We start from the raw sequence: 16321 nt of genomic DNA, 5'->3' as shown, positions 1-16321 counted from the left end.
GAGCGAGGATGACCCGAGGAGATTGACATGACCGAACAGAAGACCCGCGTCATCGTGATCGGCGGCGGATACGCCGGTGTGCTCGCGGCCAACCACCTGCGGCTCAATGAGAACGTCGACATCACGCTGGTCAACCCGCGGCCGAAGTTCGTCGAGCGGATCCGGCTCCATCAGTTGGTGACCGGCACCGATGATGCGGTGGTCGACTATTCGGAGATCCTCGGCGAGGGAATCGAGCTGGTCGTCGACTCCGTGACACGCATCGACGCACCGCAGCGGCGGATCGAGCTCTCAGGCGGTGGCGCGTTGGGCTATGACTATCTGATCTACGCCATCGGCAGCCACGGGGCGGTCCCGGTTGTCCCCGGAGCCGCTGAATACGCCTATCCCATCTCGGAACTCGAGCACGCCGAGCAGTTGAAGGCGGCATATCACGCTGCAGGCGACGATGCGCCCATCACGGTGATCGGCGCGGGTCCCACCGGGCTGGAAGTGGCCGCTGAGTTCGCCGAGGAGGGGCGTCGCGTCACTCTGGTGTGCGGCGGAGTCCTCGGCCCGTACCTGCACGCTCGTGGTCGCCGGGCGGCCGCCAAGAGGCTGACCCGGCTCGGCGTCACCATTGTCGACGGACCCGGATCCACCGCGACCGAGGTGCTGCCCGCCTCGGTGATCTTGGCCGACGGACGCACGATCGCCAGCGCGGTCACGATCTGGACCGCCGGTTTCGGCGTGCCCGATCTGGCCACGAGCAGCGGCCTGAGCACCGATGCGGCCGGTCGCCTTCTCACCGACGAGACCCTCACCAGCGTTGACGATCCCCGCATCATCGCCGCCGGCGACGCGGCCGCGCCGTCGAACCTACCGTTGCGGATGAGCTGCCAGGCCGCGATCCCGTTGGGCGCACAAGCCGCGAATACGGTGCTCAGCCGCATCGCGGGAACCGAGCCCAAACGGTTGAACCAGGCGTTCACCGGCCAGTGCATCAGCCTCGGGCGCAAAGGCGGTCTGGTCCAGCTCGCGCACCTGGACGACACCGTGATGCCGCTGCATATCGGCGGGCGCACCGCAGCCACGATCAAGGAGGCCGTGTGCAAGGGGACGGTCAGCTTCCTTCAGCGTGAGGCGCGCAAGCCGGGAAGCTACTTCTGGCTCAAGGGCGGTAAGCGGCAGCAGCAGTTGGAGTCAGCAGGTCAGCCGGTGCGACCGTGACCGAGGAACACGCCGAACGATTCACGCAACTGCGGCCGCTGCTGTTCACCATCGCCTACGAGATTCTCGGCAGGGCAACTGAATCCGACGACGTGCTGCAGGAGAGCTACCTGCGCTGGGCCGAGGTAGACCTCTCGACGGTGCGGGACACCAAGGCCTACCTCGCCCAGTTGGTCACCCGGCAGTCCCTCAACGCCCTGCGGGCGCAGTCTCGCAGGCGGGAGGACTACGTCGGTCCATGGTTACCGGAGCCGCTGCTGCTGGAGACCGGCGACAACACAGACGCGTCGTCCGACGTGATCCTGGCCGAATCGGTTTCGATGGCGATGCTCGTCGTCTTGGAGACCCTGAGCCCGGACGAGCGCGCCGTGTTCGTGCTGCGCGAGGTCTTCGGCTTCAGCCACGACGAGATCGCCGACACGATCGGCAAATCCGCGGCCGCGGTTCGCCAAATGGCCCACCGCGCCCGCGAGCATGTTCAGTCGCGGCGCAAGCGTTTCGAGCCCGTCGACCCCAAACTCTCCATGGAGATCACCGCGCGCTTCTTCGCCGCGGCCTCGACCGGTGACGTCGACGGGCTCATCGAGATGCTCTCGAGCGACGTGGTGTGGACCGCCGACAGCGACGGCAAGGTCAGCGCGGCGCGCCGACCCGTCACGGGCGCTGAACGGGTGGCCAAGCTGGTCATCGGTCTCGTGCGCCTGGCCGGGGAGTCCGGCCGGGTGGAGCCCGCGATGTACAACAACGCCCCCGCACTCAAGCTCTACCTGGGTGACAGCTTCGAAGGCATCATCACCGTCGAGATCACCGAGGGCCGGATCAGCCACTTCTATGCGATGCGCAACCCGGACAAACTGACCGGCGTCGATATCCCGCGGGAGATCAGCCGGTAGCTTCTGACACGCTTGAGGTGTGCGGATCGATCGACTCGGCGAGCTGGGCAGCGCCTCTGCGGTGCTGCGCGCGCTGGCCGGCGGGACTCGACGGCGCGGTCTGCCGCCGCCGGCCGCCCTGATCGGCGAGTGGTTCGGTTCTGGCGCGGTCATCGCGCCGTCGGTGGACGTGACGCCCGTCGGGCCATCCGAGGTGTTCGAGGTATCCCCCGGTATGTCCGGTGATGCCGTCGGCGGTGGATGGTTCGGCTACCTCTCATACCCCGACGCCGGCGCCGATGGGCGCGGCCCACGCATACCCGAGGCCGCGGGCGGCTGGTCTGATTTCGTGCTGCGCCAGGACGACGATGGGCAGTGGTGGCACGAAAGCCTCTCCGGTGCAGTGCTTCCCGGCTGGGTGTCCGAAGCGCTGCGCGAACCCGTGGCGCCGGCCTCGAGCACGATCACCTGGGGCGCGGCGGATCGTGAGGCGCACCGGCGCGGCGTGTCGTCGTGCCTCGAGGCGATCGCGGCGGGCGAGGTTTACCAGGCTTGTGTGTGCACGCAGTTCGCAGGCCGAATCGCCGCCCCGGCGACATCGGGCACCGCCGCCATCGATTTCTTCGCCGACGCCGTGGCCCGAACCTCGCCGGCGCGCGCCGCGTTTCTGGCGGGCGACTGGGGCGCGGTTGCCTCGCTGTCGCCTGAACTGTTTCTGCGCAGGCGCGGCGATGCGGTGGCGTCGAGTCCGATCAAGGGCACGCTGCCGCGGCACGCTGATCCGGCGGAACTGCGCGCGTCGGTCAAGGACGTCGCGGAGAACATCATGATCGTCGACCTGGTCCGCAACGATCTGGGCCGGGTCGCGGTAACCGGCAGTGTGTCCGTTCCCGAGCTGCTGGCCGTACGTCCGGCGCCGGGGGTGTGGCACCTGGTATCGACGGTAACGGCGCGGGTCGACGTCGACATGCCGATGGAGGCGGTGCTCGACGCCACCTTCCCGCCCGCTTCGGTCACGGGTACGCCAAAGCTGCGCGCCCGCCAGCTTCTCACTGGCTGGGAGCAGAAACGCCGCGGAATCTACTGCGGCACAGTCGGCTTAGCCTCTCCGATCGCCGGGTGCGAGCTGAACGTAGCGATTCGCACCGTCGAGTTCGACGCTCACGGTAACGCGGTACTCGGTGTCGGCGGCGGTATCACCGCGGATTCAGATCCCGACCGGGAGTGGGATGAGTGTCTGCACAAGGCCGCGCCGTTCATCGACATCGGAGCTCAGCGGCGGATGCCCGCGCACAGCTGATCCCAGTTGCCCGAAGCGATCTTGTTCCGATCGGCGTCAGCCAGCTCGCCGAGGAAGCGCAGCGCAGCGCCGTCGTCGGTGGGTGCGAACGGATAGTCTGCGGCGAACATGATGCGATCGGCGCCGACGACCTCCAGTGCCCAGCGCAGGTAGCGGGTGCTGAAAATCCCTCCGGGGGTGATGAATACGTTCGATCGCAGGTATTCCGACACGGGTCGCTCGAGGTGGCTGGTCTCTGCCATCCTGTCGATGCGGTCCAGGAAGAACAGCACCATTTCGCCCCAGTGGCCCAAGATCACCTGAAGATCGGGGAACCTGTCGAAAACACCGGCCAGGATGAGTCGCAGGAGTTGCACACCGGTGTCGTAGTGCCAGCCGAGGCCGTGGGTGGCAAAGGCGGCGCTCACGATGTCGTCGAAGCCCGAGTAGTACGCGTCGCGCACCGCCGGCGGAGGCGACTGCGGGTGAAGGTAGAGCGGCGCGCGCAGGTGCTCGGCGGCCTCGAATACCGGCCAGAAATCCCAATTGTCGATGGGCCGCGCACCCGGCTGAACACCAGCGCGCCGTTGAACCCCATAGTCGTTACCGCCCTGCTGAGTTCGTCGGCCGCGGCGTCGGGATCAGGAGCGGCTAGGGTGGCGAATCCCTGCAGTCGATCGGGATGCGCGCGCACCGCGTCGGCCAGTTGATCGTTGCAGTCAGACTGCAGTGCCCTCGCGACGGCCGGAGCGAGGTTCCAGAGTCCCGGCGACGTCAGCGAGGCCACCTGAACGTCGATGCCTGCCTCGTCCATCGCGGCCAGGCGCTGGTCGCCGATCTCGAGAAGGCGTTGTCTCAGCCCAGCCGAGTCCGCCACCACAGGATCTTGCCAGCGCGGATCAAGGTTGGCCCAAGCTTCGACGACCTCGGCAGTGACGTAATGTTCCTCCAAGCCAATGACTTTCAAAGATCCTCCTCGGTACGCGCCTCACTCCGTGATACGCCGATTCGGATGGCCATGCTCGCGCAGTGGCGCGTTTAACACTTGGAACGCAGCCTCGCTGACCGTGAGGGGCGTCGTTCCGCCGACGGCTACATCCGCTGGCCGGGTACCAACGTCTCGAGCGCGGCGATCCATTCGGAGATGCCCGAGAAAACGTAGAAACCGATCTCACCCGCCGCGGTCTGGACGATCAGATGTGTCTGTCCGCCGACGACCGAACCCTTGAAGACCGCGGCTTGCCGTACACCGGTGATCGACTCGACCGGAACGTCGATCAAATGACCGGTGAGAGTTCGAAAGACCAGCCGCCGCTGGGTGAGCGCAATCAGCCCGGTGTTCTTGACCGCGGGGAATCCCGGCGCTGTCGACCCGCGGTAGGAACCTTTCTCCGGCGCGCGGAGGACCGATTCGCCTTCGATCTCTGCGCTCAGTTGCTCGGCAGTAGCGCTGCTGCGACGTCGCAACCACACCAGGATCGGAATCCAGATCAGCACCAACAGGGCCAGAATGCCGACGACCAAGAGGACCACGAACAGCGCTGTATTCACCTATCGACTCCTTCACTCACGAGAGCGCAGAACCGCATCGTAGAGTTCGCGTCGCGACGGTGAGCCCGGATTCGCTGCGATCACCTGCGCGCATGCATCCTTGACCCGCATGCCCTGCTCGACGAGGTCCTGCACCTGCGACACCAGCGACTCCACATCCGCCTTCGGCGTCGCACCCGCCAGCACGACCGTGATCTCGCCGAGCACCCCCTCCCTCGCCCAGTCGGAGAGCTCGGCCAGCGAGCCGCGGACGATCTCCTCATGCGTCTTCGTCAGCTCCCGGCAGACCACGACTTCGCGGTCTGGGCCCAGCGCCTCGACGGCGTCCTTGAGCGTCTCGGCCAGCCGCCGGGGCGACTCGAAGAAGACACACGTGCGCGGCTCGACGGCCAGTGTGGCGAACCACGTCATCCGCGCCGAGTGCCGGCGTGGCGCGAAACCCTCGAAGCAGAACCGCTCCGACGGCAGACCCGACACCGCCAGCGCCGTCGTCACCGCCGAAGGGCCCGGCAGGCACGAGATCGGCAACCCGCTGTCGATACAGGCGGACACCAACCGGTATCCCGGATCACTGATCAGGGGCATGCCGGCGTCACTGACCAGCAGAACCGTCGCGCCGGCGGCGATCTCGGCGACCAGCGCCGGAACCCGCGCCGCCTCGTTCTGGTCGTACAGGCTGACAATCTTGCCCGCGGGTTTGACCTCGAGCGCCTGGGCCAGGGTCCGGATCCGTCGGGTGTCCTCGGCGGCGACCACGTCAGCCCTGGCCAGGGCGCTGACCAGCCGCGCAGACGCATCCGAGGGCTGACCCAGCGGCGTGGCGCCGATAAGCAGTCTTCCGGGGGTCATTCCGGCGGGCCGGCGCGGTGGGCCCCCGCACGGAGTGCAGGGGACGACCGGGGGATCCTCATCAGCACAGCCTACGATCGCTTGCGTGACCGCCCCCGCAACCGAAGCCTCGCGCGCGGTCCCCGTCATCAGCCCCGCGCCGCTGGTCCCGGTCGCCGACTTCGGCCCGCTGGACCGTCTCCAGGGCTGGGCGATGACCGCCGTCGTCACCGCGCTGGCGGCGGTGACGCGCTTCCTGAACCTCGGCTCGCCCACCGATGCGGGAACGCCGATCTTCGACGAGAAGCACTACGCGCCGCAGGCGTGGCAGGTGCTGAACAACAACGGCCTCGAGGACAACCCCGGCTACGGCTTGGTGGTGCACCCGCCGGTGGGCAAGCAGCTGATCGCGCTCGGCGAGTGGTTGTTCGGTTACAACGGCCTGGGCTGGCGCTTCGCCGGAGCCGTCTGCGGGGTCATCACTGTGCTGCTCGTCGTGCGGATCGCGCGGCGGATCAGCCGGTCCACCGTCGTCGGTGGAATCGCGGGGCTCCTACTGGTCGCCGACGGGGTCAGCTTCGTCGCCGCGCGCACCGCGCTGCTCGACGGGTTCCTGGTCTTCTTCGTGGTGGCAGCGTTCGGTTGTTTGATGGTCGACCGCGACCAGGTGCGTGAGCGGATGCATGTGGCGCTGCTCGAGGGCCGCATCGGCGAAACGCAATGGGGGCCGCGACTTGGCGTGCGGTGGTGGCGGTTCGGCGCCGGGGTGCTGCTCGGATTGGCTTGTGCGACAAAGTGGTCCGGGCTGTACTTTGTGGCGTTCTTCGGCGTGATGACGCTGGCGTTCGATATCGCCGCGCGCAAGCAATATCGCGTCCCGCGGCCGTGGCTCGGTGCGTTCCGGCGCGATCTGGGCCCGTCGCTCTATGCGATGGTATTGATTCCGTTCGGGGTCTACCTGGCGTCCTATACGCCGTGGTTCGCGTCGGAGACCGGCGTGGACCGGCACGCGGTCGGACGAGACATCGGCGAGGACAGCATCCTGCCGCTGCCCGACGCGGTTCGCTCGCTGTGGCATTACACGTACGGGGCGTACAAGTTCCATTCCGGCCTGACCAATGCCGACGGTAATCACCATCCGTGGGAATCCAAGCCGTGGACGTGGCCGATGTCGCTGCGGCCGGTGCTCTACGCGATCGACAACCAGAACGTGCCGGGCTGCGGGGATCAGTCGTGCGTGAAGGCCGTGATGTTGGTCGGCACGCCCGCGATGTGGTTCATCGCGGTGCCGGTGCTGGCGTGGGCGGTGTGGCGGACCTTCGTCAAGCGCGACTGGCGCTACGCGGCGGTCCTGGTGGGCTACAGCGCCGGGTTCTTGCCGTGGTTCGCCGACATCGATCGGCAGATGTACTTCTTCTACGCGGCGACGATGGCGCCGTTCCTCGTGCTGATGATCGCGTTGATTCTCGGCGACATTCTGTACAAACCGAATCAGAACTCCGAGCGAAGAACGCTCGGGCTGATAGTGGTGAGCTGCTACGTCGCGCTCGTGCTGACGAACTTCGCGTGGATGTACCCGATCCTGACGGGCATCCCGATTTCGCAGGCCACCTGGAACATGCAGATCTGGCTGCCGTCCTGGAGCTAGTGCATCGGTATCAACGAAATGCAGGCCGCTACTCGCACTTTCTCTGCATTTCGTCGATAGCGATGACGCAGCGGGATCTAGAGCGGGTCTCGCGCCGCGGGACACGACATACAGCGCGGGCCGCCGCGGCCGGTGCCTAGCTCCGAAGCCTCGATCGACAATACCTCGATACCCGAATCTGCCAGCCGCGCATTGGTTTCGGCGTTGCGTTCGTATGCGATCACCACGCCCGGCGCCACCGCCAGCGTGTTGTTGCCATCGTCCCACTGCTCCCGCTCCGCGGTCACGGGATCCAACCCGGTCGCGATCACCCGCAGCTTCTCGATGCCCATCGCCTCGGCCGCGGCGACCAGAAACGGCCGCGCGTCGTCGATCCGCACACCACCGGCACCATCGCGATGAATCGTGAACGCCGACAACGACTCCACGATGTTCGGATACATCACCACCGCGTCGACGTCGACCATCGTGCACACCGTGTCGAGGTGCATCTGCGCCCGCTCCTGGGCTATCGGGACGGCGAGGACGGTATGCGCCAGGTCATCGTCGAACAGGCTGCGCGCCAGCGCCTCTGCCCCCGCAGGCGTGGTCCGCTCCCCCACCCCCACCGCGACCACTTTCGACGCCAGCAGCAGCACGTCGCCGCCCTCGACCGGCGCGGAGCGCGACTCGTACGCCCGCCGTACGCCCAGGAATCGCGGGTGGTGCGCGTAGATCACATCGGTCAGCGACGTCTCGCGAACGCGCGCCGGCAGGGCCAACGACGTTATCGCCACCCGCGGACCGATCCAGAATGACGAGTCCCTCGTGAACAGCAGATTCGGCAGCGGATCGATGACGAAATCGCCGCCGTGATGCATGCGCCGCACCAACGACAGTTCACCGCCGCTGAACGGCAACTCGTTGAACGTCATCCCGGCCATCAGCACCGACGCCAGCGGCGCAGCATCCAGCGTGCGCAGGTAGGCCGAAAGCTCCTGCGCAAGCGGCAGTCCCAGCCGTCGCGGATCGACAGCAGCCGCGATGCCATGCATCCGTGCCGCACCACTCTTGGCCAGCGCCTCGGTCAACAGATCGGCAAGCAACAGCACCTCGACACCACGCTCAGCGAGCAGGGCGGCGAACGCGTCGTGTTCGCGCTGTGCCTTGGCCACCCATGGCAGCCCGTCGAAAAGCAGCTTGTCGTTGTTGCGCGGAGTCAGCCGCTGCAATTCGGCACCGGGCCGGTGCAGGATTACCGCCCGCAGCCTGCCGACCTCGGAGTCACAACCCAGCGTCGTCACACCTAGCACCGTATCGCGCATGGCGCGCACGGCTACCTCAACTAGGGTTGAGGTCATGGAGTTGGTACACGAACTCACGCCCTCGGACATGTCCGTTCGAAGTGGCGTCGCCATCTCGGCGCTGCACTTCTACGAACGCGAAGGGCTCATCACCAGCAAGCGCACCGGCGGCAATCAACGGCGCTATGCCCGTGAAACGCTGCGTCGTGTCGCGTTCATACGAATGAGCCAACGCCTCGGGATTCCACTCGCCCGCATCCGGGACGCACTGGCCACCCTGCCCACCGACCGCGTCCCGACGAGCAAGGACTGGGCCAAACTGTCCGCCGGCTGGCGCCAAGACCTCGACGACCGGATCCTGCACCTGCAGCGGCTACGCGACAATCTCACCGGCTGCATCGGCTGCGGATGCCTGAGCCTGAAGACCTGCGCGCTCTCCAATCCGGGCGATGTCCTGGCCGGCGAGGGACCAGGAGCTGTGCGCCTCTGAAAAATCGAACGCTTGTGCGATAAGCTCGCGGGCATGGAGCTGGCTCTACAGAGCTCGCTGTTCGAGCACGCTGAACGACGGCATCTCGGCGACGGCGCCTGGATCGACTATCGGTCCGGGTGGCTGGAGGACGCCGACTCGCTGTTCACCGAGCTGCACGACGTGATCCCATGGCGCGCCGAGCGACGGCAGATGTACGACCGAGTTCTCGATGTGCCCCGGCTGGTCAGCTTCTGGGATTTCGCCGAGCAGGACGCCGCGCCGGTTCCGCACCCGCGGCTGAAACAAATCCGGCGCCGTCTCAACGATGCCTACGCGGGCGAACTCGGCGAACCGTTCACCACCGCGGGGTTGTGCCTCTACCGCGACGGCGACGACAGCGTGGCCTGGCACGGCGACACGATCGGCCGCAGCAGCACCGAGGACACCATGGTCGCCATCGTCGGCCTCGGCGCCACAAGGGTTTTCGCGCTGCGACCGCGCGGAGGCGGCAAATCGCTACGCCTCAAACACTGCCACGGTGACCTGTTGGTGATGGGTGGCTCGTGCCAGCGCACCTGGGAACACGCGATCCCGAAGACATCTCGACCCACCGGCCCACGGATCAGCATCCAGTTCCGCCCGCACGACGTCCGCTAAGCCTTGACCGCCCCCACGGCCGACACCAGGAGGTCGCGGGCGCGCTGGGTGTCGACGGGCGCGACGGGCTTGTCCGGCAGCACCAACGGGTTCGCGGTGACGATGACGAGGAATGTTCCGAAGCTCGCGATGTAGTTGTAGATCTCCCCGGCGCCCGGCTTGCCGTTGACGATCGTCTGCAGCACGCGATGGGTCCCCATCGTCTCGGCGCCCTCGATCTCCGGCGACTCCACGACCTCGACCAGACCGCGCATGCCGCCACCGGCGAAACCCACCCGCTTGCAGTTGTCGGCGGGACGAGTGACCGAAACGGGTTCGGAGGTCTCCACCGCGATGACGATGAACCGGTTGCCGTCACCCTCGGCGGTGGTGGCGGCCATGTTGCCCTTCACCCCATCGGGCAGCACCTGTGCGGTGGCGAAGGAACCACAGTCGGCCGGATCGAACTTCATCCCCTCGGGCAGCGTCGGCCGTCCGAGCAGTCGCGGGTCGATCCCCGTCGGCGCGACCTCGGTCACCTTGAACTGCGGACCGAAACTTGAGCGCACGTCCTTGACGCGGGCGATGTCGGCGTTGGAGAGATCCGCCGACTCCGAAGATCCACATGCAGCCAGTAGCCCCGCGCAAACCAGGGCCAACTGGCTGCCGAGCCTTGCGCTCTTGAACATCGCCGACAGGGTACCCCTTCGGTACCGCGCCGCCACAAGCGTCAACCCCGCAATGCCGCCGCCGTTTTCACCATCAGTTCATTCGCGAAAGCCGCGTCGAGTTGCGGATGCGGCGATCCTGGATCGGTCACCACGGAGACGAACGCCGCGTGACCGTCCAGGTAGGCGGTGACGGTATCGGCGTGCGAGTGAGTTTCGGTGCCACCCTCGACGACGGTCGTTGTCACGGTCGCCATCGCGATGGTCTCGGCGTTCTTGATCGGCGGCGCGGCGGTCATCGTGACTGTGCCGTTCGCCTGCCCGGCCGAGAGCGTCCACTGCCCGCATGACGCCGCGACCTCTGGGTCCAGACCCGCCGTCGACTCCGCCACGACGACATAGACGATGCCTCCCGTTCCGGACCCCGACCACCCTTTCGCCGAGGCGGGGTCGACGGCGGGATCCGCGAGCACACCGCACTGCGGTGGTTCCGCCGACCATTGCGTGCCGAACCCCCACAACGCTGGCGGCCGCACCGGGCCCGTCAGGTTGGCGACCTCATATCCGTCGGGCAGATCGTGGCGAACCCGATCGATCCTGGCCGGGTCGATCCGCGGCGTGGCGCCAGGCGACATGGTCACGTCCGGCTGCGGATCCTCGCCCGAGCCACAGGCCGCCGCGAGGAGCGCCACCGTCGCACCGACGGCCCACACCGGGCGCAAATACCTCAGAGAACCCTTACACCTATCCATGCAACGAAATATGTCCGTTGGCCGATGCATAAGTACCAGGCAAAAGAACGGAGGCCCTCATGCGAAGGGGTCTAGTAGCAACGATAGCGTTGATAGGAGTCGCCCTCGCCCCCGCGGGCGTGGCGGCGGCGGAGCCCAACAGGGGCGGCAACGCGTACCAGACGATCGGCGAATTGGAGTCCGTCGGATACAACGTCGTGATCGATCGGGTGGGTAGCGCGCCGTTGGGCGAGTGCTTCGTCACCAACGTGCGCAACCCGCAGGAGGTCACCCGGACGTATTCCGTCGGCGAGGGTAAGGACCGCGAGTTCATCACCGTCGTCGTCAGCCGGTCGATCACCGTTTCGCTCAACTGCGACGTCTGATTCGGCCGTCAGGCGGCTGCCGGGCTTGCCGGGTCGGCGGGGGTGGAACCCGGCGCGTCGGGGGCGGAGTCGTTGTCGCCAGCTGTCGTGGGTGAAGGCGGTGTGGCGTCGCGCTGCGAGTCGAACCTGATCGGACCTCTGATCTTCGGCAAGCGGATGGAATCCAGAGTGCTGCGGATGTGCTCGCCGAATCTGGTCACCGGCTTCGGGCCGACGCGGGTCGTGGTCGCCCCGAGGGTGTCGGCGCCCTCTTCCTTCGCCGCCCCTTCTTCGATGACCTCTTCTTGCCCGACGTTCCCTTCGAGGCCTTCCTCGATGGCGCCTTCGGCGATGATCTCTCCCGGGGTGCCCTCGACAGCAGCGGAATCTCCGCTCGTCCGCGCTGAGAACGACGCATTCGGGTCGTTGTCGGCCGCAGGCAGCTCCGGGCCGCTCAAGCCGAAGGGACTGGTCACCTTTTCGGTTCCGAGGGGCCGATTATCGTCGTCCCCGGAAGCCTCGGCGATCGCGTCGTCGATACCCACTGGAATGGCCCGGACGATGTTCACGATGGCCTGCACTGGGTCCCGGAATGGGAGCAACCCGACCTTCGTGGCGACGCCCGGGTTCACGTCGCGCGCGTACCCGGCCTCGATCACCTCTTTCAACGGCGCCTCGAGCAGCGTGAGGATCGGCGACGGCACGAACGATTCGAACGGCATCAGGATTGGCAGACGTCGCGCGGGAACCATGTAGTAGTCGGTGTCACCGTTGGAGTCCTGATACAGGGCGTCTTGAAAACGCCCGTCCTGCAGGTCGCCGTGCAGGTAGTAGTAACCGGTCACGGCGTTCGCGATGGCCAACACATTCGTGATGCTGGCGGGCGCATCGCCGCCGAGGCCGTCGTATTGCGCTGCGACGTCGACGGTTTCGTAGCATTCACCCGTATCGCAGCTGTTCGTCGGGGTGGCGCCGTAGAAGGTTATTCCAATGATCGGGATCGTCAGGCCCTCGGGTCCCCTGGCCAGCACGCCGCCATTGGGCCGCATCGGGTTGGCCAGCAAGAAGAAGGAGACGTCGGTGTTCTCGGGGCGGTCGGCGATCAAATCCTTCTTCACCAGCGAGGCGACGACGGCGCTCTGCGAGTACCCGAAGACCGTGAACTCGTTCGGGGCCTGGGGAGTCGGCACCGGCACGCCGGGCGGGTCCGTGGCCGGCGGTCGGCCGTTGAACGCACAGCCAGTCCCGCGCACGCAGCCGCTCAGATTCCCGCGGCCATCCGCGACGGACGAGTCGAATGTCTGAGAGCCGGCGACCGGGAAGAATTGCGCGGGATAGGTGACGGCGTAGACAGGGTCACCGTCGACGCCGTCGATCGGGTTGTCGCCGGGCCGTGTCGGCGACGCCGCCGGAGTGATGTAGTAGGTGACCGCGTTGTTCAGGTACCGGTCCACGTAGCCAGGGTCGTCGCCGCCGACTGTCAGCGGATGACCGGTACCGCCCATGATGAGCGCGGTCGCCGTCAGCTGAACGACTGTGGCCGCGGTCCACGCCACTACCAGCCCGACAACGCTCAGCAACGCCAGACCCACCACGCCCAGCGAACGAATTAACCCCCGCATGCCAAACCCCTTCTCGGCAGAACACAGCCGCCGATCAACGAACACATCTGGATCCGGCCTGAGGAAGTTTCAGCGGGCCAGCAAACTTTCCGCGAGTCTAGAGCAAGCCCGGGGCATAGCGCTAGTGGTAGGCCGACCGTAGGCTACGGCGAGACTTTGAAAGGACACCGAATGAGCAAGTCAGTGAGGGCCGGCGTCATTGCCATCGCGACCGTCGCACTCGGATTGAGCCTGGCCGGTTGCGGCTCGGACACCAAGACCGACGAGTCCGCGACGGAAAGTGCGTCTTCCAGCGAAGCGGCCACGACGACCAGCGCGGCGGCCGCGCCCACCAGCGAGGACCAGGCCGCGGGACCAAAAAAGACCATCGTCGACTACATCCGTGAGAACGGCATCACCGAAACTCCGGTCAAGCGCGGGGATCCCGGTGCGCCCACGATCGACCTGCCCGTGCCGGAGGGCTGGGAGGATGCCGGCCCACGCACCCCGGAATGGGCTTACGGCGCAATCCTTTCCACTGATCCGGCCTTCACCAGCGATCCGCCGTCCATCATGGCGCTGGTCTCCAAGCTGACCGGAAACGTCGACCCGGAGAAGATCCTCGAGTTCGCGCCCGGCGAGATAAACAACCTGCCCGGTTTCGAGGGCTCGAACACCGGAACCCCCGGCGAGCTGAGCGGTTTCGACGCCATGCAGGTCGGCGGCACCTATGAGAAAAACGGCGTCACCCGCGCCATCGCGCAGAAAACCGTCGTGATCCCGGGCCAGGACGGTCTGTACGTCCTGCAACTCAACGCCGATGGCCTCGAGGATCAGATCGGCGTCCTGGGGGCTGCCACCGTCACCATCGACGAGCAGACCAAGATCACTCCCTGAGGCCGGGCACATGACCACACCACAGCCGCTCCCCTCGGGCGAAGCGCCGCCCATCGAGACGGAGACCAAACCGTCGGCGGCTCAAAAGTATCTCGGTGCGATGAGCCCACGGACGTTGTGGTCCATGGCCGACGGTTATCCGGTGGTGCTCAAGCAGTTCATCCAGTTCTGCCTGATCATCATCTATCCCGCGTGGGTGTTCGCCGTATTACTCGGTGCCGCAATACATCTGCTCTTCTACGTCACCGTTTACCCGGTGCTGTGGGTGCTCTTCTGGCCGCTGCGCGCGTACCAGAAGAAGCATCACCCCGAGGAATACGCCGAGTCGCAGCGGGAAAAGTAGCCGCTAGGCACGTGACACCGCGGAGGCCGCCGCGATTTGTTCGGCGGTCGGCCGCACGCCGGTGTACCGCTCGAACTGTTCCGCCGCCTGCAGCGCGATCACTTCGGCTCCGGTGATGACGGCGATGCCCGCGGCGCGAGCCGCGCTGATCAACGGGGTCTCCGATGGCAACGCCACCACATCGAACACGGTGTGCGCGGCGCCGATGGTCTCCGCGTCGAAGGCGAGGTCGTGCTCCTCGGGGCCGCCCGCCATCCCCACCGGCGTGATGTTGACGATGACGTCGGCGGTGCGGTCGCCCACTTCGGCCGTGTACTCGTAGTCGAGCCGCTCAGCCAGAGCCCGCCCGGTGTCGGTATTGCGGGCCACGAGCGTGCCCCGGTGAAAGCCGTTGTCCCGGAAGGCCGCCGCGACGGCACTCGCCATTCCGCCGCTGCCCCGGAACAGCACTGACTGCGACGGCTGCAGGCCGTGTTCGGCGATGAGCCGCGCCACAGCCAGGTAGTCGGTGTTCGACGCGGTCAGATACCCGTCATCGTTGACGATCGTGTTGACAGCGTTGATGGACGCCGCGGACTGCTCGACGTCGTCGACGAGTTCGATGACATCCTGCTTGAACGGCATCGATACCGAGCACCCGCGGATCCCCAACGCACGAACACCGCCGATCGCCGCGGCGATGTCCGTCGTCGTGAACGCCTTGTAGATGAAGTCGAGGCCGAGCAGGTCGTACAGGTAGTTGTGGAATCTGGTCCCGATGTTGCTCGGGCGCGCCGCCAGCGAGATACACAGACGGGTGTCCTTGTTCAATGTCGGCCTTCGGCCTCCGGCGTTCAGCGCGGGCTTCACCTCACCCGACCGCCTTGATCACCTGCGACGTCGCACCCCGGATTTTCTTGACCAGCGACGCAGGCAGCCGTAGCGAGCCCGGGTTCGGGACGTCGACGACGGTGGTGACGACCCCGAGGTCGTCGCGCTGCCAGCTGGCGCCGTAGCGGTCCAGGATCGCCCGCATGGCGTGGTTGTCGCTGAGCACCCGTGCGGTAAAGCGTTCGACACCAACGTAATCCGCGGTGACGACGAGCGCGTCCATCAGGAACGTACCGATACCGCGGCCCTGGTAGTCGTCGCCGACGATGAACGCCACCTCCGCGACCGCCAGGTCGTCCTCGTCACGCACGAATCGCGCGTCGGCCACCACGGGCCCCTCGGCGCCCTCGGTCATCACCCAGACGAAGTGGTGCACATAGTCGACCTCGAACAGGTATGTCATCAAAGACTTCGTCGGCGTGCGCGGCGACTGGAACCGCCGGTACAGCGTCTCGCTCGAGAACTCGACCGGTCCGTTCGTCGTGCGTTCGCTGTCTCCCGGCAGGACCGGGCGCAGGTAGAAGACGGACCCGTCGCGCAGTTTCACCGGGATTGGGGTGATGAACGCGGCGAGCCGCTGACGCGCCGTACGCACCAGCTTCTCGACCATGCCCGGGATCTCGAGCATGGTCGCGAACGCTTCCCGGTCACCGACCCATCCCGAGAGTTGATCGAGCGCCACCACGGTGGCACTGCGCGGCGTGTCGCGCAGCAACGCGATCTCGCCGACGATGAGGCCGGGCTGAAGTTCGGCCACGGTGTCGTGCCCGTCGCCGCCGGCATGGCTGACTTCGGCGCGGCCGGATCCGATCAGCAAAAACGACACCGCGAGCTCGCCCTGTTGCATAAGCACCTGTCCGGGCGTCGCATTCAGCGGCTGCAACTGCGCCGCGAGCGGCGCCAGAGCTGCGGTCGAACAACCGGCGAAAACCTCTAGATCGACGAGTTCGTCGGCTCGGACGACGGTCGGGCCGGCCACCTCACGAGGCTACGGGGTGCTCGACTCGACGAGCAAGGAGCGCCGACAACGCTTGCGCGACAACGCCGCGGTGACGCTGTGTGGGATGC

Annotated in this window: 17 protein-coding genes and 1 pseudogene; 9 read left to right on the top strand and 9 right to left on the bottom strand. The window is 66.6% G+C overall.

Features of this window, described 5'->3' with window-relative positions:
* Positions 1–27 precede the first annotated feature (27 nt).
* The 3 genes from M1248_RS08050 to M1248_RS08040 are packed head-to-tail and all read left to right on the top strand — an operon-like array spanning position 28 to position 3381.
* Positions 28–1209: an NAD(P)/FAD-dependent oxidoreductase gene (locus M1248_RS08050; protein WP_317148019.1), complete on the top strand. Its 1182-nt coding sequence runs from the start codon at positions 28–30 to the stop codon at positions 1207–1209.
* The gene (locus M1248_RS08045) at positions 1206–2102 is read left to right on the top strand and encodes an RNA polymerase sigma-70 factor (RefSeq protein ID WP_163730575.1); all 897 of its coding nucleotides are present in this window, start codon (positions 1206–1208) and stop codon (positions 2100–2102) included. The genes M1248_RS08050 and M1248_RS08045 overlap by 4 nt, the downstream gene beginning before the upstream one ends.
* A 19-nt stretch (positions 2103–2121) precedes the next feature.
* On the top strand, positions 2122–3381 hold the full coding sequence (locus tag M1248_RS08040; protein ID WP_317148018.1) for an aminodeoxychorismate synthase component I: 1260 nt from the start codon (positions 2122–2124) through the stop codon (positions 3379–3381).
* On the opposite strand, the pseudogene M1248_RS08035 reads toward M1248_RS08040, so the two are convergent.
* From M1248_RS08035 to rsmI, 3 genes and pseudogenes are all read right to left on the bottom strand, one after another.
* Positions 3354–4174: pseudogene (locus M1248_RS08035) on the bottom strand (amidohydrolase family protein). The gene M1248_RS08040 and the pseudogene M1248_RS08035 overlap by 28 nt on opposite strands.
* A gap of 278 nt (positions 4175–4452) precedes the next feature.
* Complete coding sequence (locus tag M1248_RS08030; protein WP_163730578.1) at positions 4453–4911, bottom strand: hypothetical protein; 459 nt, start codon at positions 4909–4911, stop codon at positions 4453–4455.
* 12 nt (positions 4912–4923) lie between these two features.
* Complete coding sequence (rsmI, locus tag M1248_RS08025) at positions 4924–5760, bottom strand: 16S rRNA (cytidine(1402)-2'-O)-methyltransferase (RefSeq protein WP_317148017.1); 837 nt, start codon at positions 5758–5760, stop codon at positions 4924–4926.
* Positions 5761–5845: 85 nt separating this feature from the next.
* Here rsmI and M1248_RS08020 point away from each other — a divergent pair, with 85 nt between their 5' ends.
* On the top strand, positions 5846–7387 hold the full coding sequence (locus tag M1248_RS08020; RefSeq protein WP_317148016.1) for a dolichyl-phosphate-mannose--protein mannosyltransferase: 1542 nt from the start codon (positions 5846–5848) through the stop codon (positions 7385–7387).
* Between the two features lie 77 nt (positions 7388–7464).
* Here the strand turns inward: M1248_RS08020 and arcA are convergent, their stop codons facing one another.
* The gene (arcA, locus tag M1248_RS08015) at positions 7465–8691 is read right to left on the bottom strand and encodes an arginine deiminase (protein ID WP_317148151.1); all 1227 of its coding nucleotides are present in this window, start codon (positions 8689–8691) and stop codon (positions 7465–7467) included.
* Between the two features lie 34 nt (positions 8692–8725).
* Between arcA and soxR the strand changes: the two genes are divergently transcribed.
* Both soxR and M1248_RS08005 read left to right on the top strand, forming a co-directional pair.
* On the top strand, positions 8726–9160 hold the full coding sequence (soxR, locus tag M1248_RS08010) for a redox-sensitive transcriptional activator SoxR (protein ID WP_317148015.1): 435 nt from the start codon (positions 8726–8728) through the stop codon (positions 9158–9160).
* A gap of 33 nt (positions 9161–9193) precedes the next feature.
* Positions 9194–9799 (top strand): alpha-ketoglutarate-dependent dioxygenase AlkB, encoded by a 606-nt coding sequence (locus tag M1248_RS08005; protein ID WP_163730582.1) that lies wholly within the window; start codon positions 9194–9196, stop codon positions 9797–9799.
* On the opposite strand, the gene M1248_RS08000 is transcribed toward M1248_RS08005, so the two are convergent.
* Both M1248_RS08000 and M1248_RS07995 read right to left on the bottom strand, forming a co-directional pair.
* Positions 9796–10467 (bottom strand): DUF5642 family protein, encoded by a 672-nt coding sequence (locus tag M1248_RS08000; protein ID WP_317148014.1) that lies wholly within the window; start codon positions 10465–10467, stop codon positions 9796–9798. The genes M1248_RS08005 and M1248_RS08000 overlap by 4 nt on opposite strands.
* Positions 10468–10508: 41 nt before the next feature.
* Positions 10509–11198, bottom strand: coding sequence for a DUF5642 family protein (locus tag M1248_RS07995; protein ID WP_317148013.1), 690 nt, complete (start codon positions 11196–11198; stop codon positions 10509–10511).
* Between the two features lie 59 nt (positions 11199–11257).
* On the opposite strand from M1248_RS07995, the gene M1248_RS07990 reads away from it, so the two are divergent.
* Positions 11258–11563 carry a hypothetical protein gene (locus tag M1248_RS07990; protein ID WP_317148012.1) on the top strand — a complete coding sequence of 102 codons (306 nt, stop codon included), beginning with the start codon at positions 11258–11260 and terminating at the stop codon, positions 11561–11563.
* 8 nt (positions 11564–11571) lie between these two features.
* Here the strand turns inward: M1248_RS07990 and M1248_RS07985 are convergent, their stop codons facing one another.
* Positions 11572–13164, bottom strand: a complete 1593-nt coding sequence (locus M1248_RS07985) for a PE-PPE domain-containing protein (RefSeq protein WP_317148011.1) — start codon at positions 13162–13164, stop codon at positions 11572–11574.
* Positions 13165–13335: 171 nt separating this feature from the next.
* On the opposite strand from M1248_RS07985, the gene M1248_RS07980 reads away from it, so the two are divergent.
* Together M1248_RS07980 and M1248_RS07975 are read left to right on the top strand one after the other, a co-directional pair.
* Positions 13336–14040: an LpqN/LpqT family lipoprotein gene (locus tag M1248_RS07980; RefSeq protein ID WP_317148010.1), complete on the top strand. Its 705-nt coding sequence runs from the start codon at positions 13336–13338 to the stop codon at positions 14038–14040.
* Positions 14041–14050: 10 nt separating this feature from the next.
* Entirely contained in the window at positions 14051–14383 is a 333-nt protein-coding gene (locus M1248_RS07975) for a hypothetical protein (RefSeq protein WP_317148009.1), read from the top strand.
* 3 nt (positions 14384–14386) lie between these two features.
* Here M1248_RS07975 and M1248_RS07970 read toward each other — a convergent pair whose 3' ends face one another.
* Together M1248_RS07970 and M1248_RS07965 are read right to left on the bottom strand one after the other, a co-directional pair.
* The gene (locus tag M1248_RS07970; protein WP_317148008.1) at positions 14387–15232 is read right to left on the bottom strand and encodes a shikimate 5-dehydrogenase; all 846 of its coding nucleotides are present in this window, start codon (positions 15230–15232) and stop codon (positions 14387–14389) included.
* Position 15233: 1 nt separating this feature from the next.
* Entirely contained in the window at positions 15234–16232 is a 999-nt protein-coding gene (locus M1248_RS07965) for a GNAT family N-acetyltransferase (protein WP_317148007.1), read from the bottom strand.
* Between the last annotated feature and the right edge of the window lie 89 nt (positions 16233–16321).

The sequence above is a fragment of the Mycobacterium sp. 29Ha genome (genome assembly GCF_032883055.1).
In the GTDB taxonomy this organism is placed as follows: domain Bacteria; phylum Actinomycetota; class Actinomycetes; order Mycobacteriales; family Mycobacteriaceae; genus Mycobacterium; species Mycobacterium gallinarum.
Note: the sequence above shows the minus strand (reverse complement) of the source record. Positions and strands in the feature narration are given on the sequence as shown.